The sequence below is a fragment of the Nibrella saemangeumensis genome (assembly GCF_039541915.1).
GTDB lineage: Bacteria > Bacteroidota > Bacteroidia > Cytophagales > Spirosomataceae > Nibrella > Nibrella saemangeumensis.
In genome coordinates this window covers 1-1,228 of sequence record NZ_BAABHD010000042.1, presented here as the reverse complement: position 1 = coordinate 1,228, position 1,228 = coordinate 1, and the positions used below count along the sequence as shown (strand labels likewise).

General features: G+C 51.7%; 1 protein-coding gene. It reads left to right on the top strand.

Features of this window, described 5'->3' with window-relative positions:
• Positions 1-96 precede the first annotated feature (96 nt).
• Positions 97-1,227, top strand: a complete 1,131-nt coding sequence (locus ABD949_RS18215) for a transposase (RefSeq protein ID WP_345245574.1) — start codon at positions 97-99, stop codon at positions 1,225-1,227.
• Position 1,228: the final 1 nt, after the last annotated feature.

Genomic DNA, 1,228 nt, shown 5'->3' with positions numbered 1-1,228 from the left:
CTCAGTGCTGGACATTGAGGGGGTAGAATAGGAAAAAGCGAGGGCAAATGCTTGTTTTGTAGCGTGACCAACTTAACAAGATTTCACTCCTCGCTTTTGGACAAAGCTAAGGATTTTGGCCAAGATCTCTCACCCGCCCTGCTGAAAAATCTTATTGCCATCGGCTGCGCCATGCTGGTCAAAGAAACCGTCAATCTCAACAAGCTCAAGAACCACATGAGCCACCTGCTGGGCAATCCGCAAACTCAGACCGATTCTCATTACCGACGGCTGACTCGCTTCTTTGATAATCCCCTGGCTCAGCGCAAACTCTGGAAGTGGCTGTTGGTGTGGATTTTAGGCTACATCAAACGTTGGGATGGCCGCTCCATGAGCCTTTACCTGACCCTAGACGCTACCTGCTGGCAGTTGGGCAAACAACCCATTCAGTTATTGGTCTTGTCGCTGGTCTACCGACAGGTGAGCTTACCCTTATTCTGGGTCGATTTGGCCAAGAAAGGCCATTCTTCTCAGCAACAGCGTAAACGCTTGCTGCAGCAAGCCATGAAACTCTACCCCCTGAAGGGCTTCTGCCTGTTAGGCGATCGCGAGTACGAAGGAAAGGCCTGGTTTGCGTTTCTGACCGAGAATGGGCTCAACTTTATCATTCGTTTGCCTAAGGATGCTTACAAGGCGGCCATTAGCCGGGGCGGCAAGGCCTACAGTGGCTTGCTCAAGCGAGCTTTAAGGGGCCGCTGTGGCAGCCAGTGGTTTGAGTTGGATGGTCACCGCTATCAGTTTGTGGCTCGCGCTCATCAGGATGGTGCCCAGAGCGCGGACCCGTTGGTGCTGCTGGTGAGCAATCTAAAGTGGCCCAAACAGGTCATTGTGGAGCGCTACCGGATACGGTGGACGACCGAATGTCTCTTTAAACATCTGAAGAGCAATGGCTTCCATATAGAAGAACTGGGCGTTCAACACTATGCCAAAATCCGGCTGTTGGTGGTCATCGTAGTGGTGGTGTATGTGCTGTGTGTGGCCGAAGGCTTTCGGCAGTTCCATCGGATTCGTCCCAAAAAGAGGGAGTTAGGCAAGTTTGAGCCACGGGAATCGGTATTCCGCAAGGGGTATTCAGCCGTAAGCAATCAAGTGAGCACAATAGAACATTTCATAGATTGGCTGATGAAGCAGTTGGCCAAGCCGCTGAAGATTCCCATCCGCATCTTTTTCTTCAGTGTCCAGCACTGAG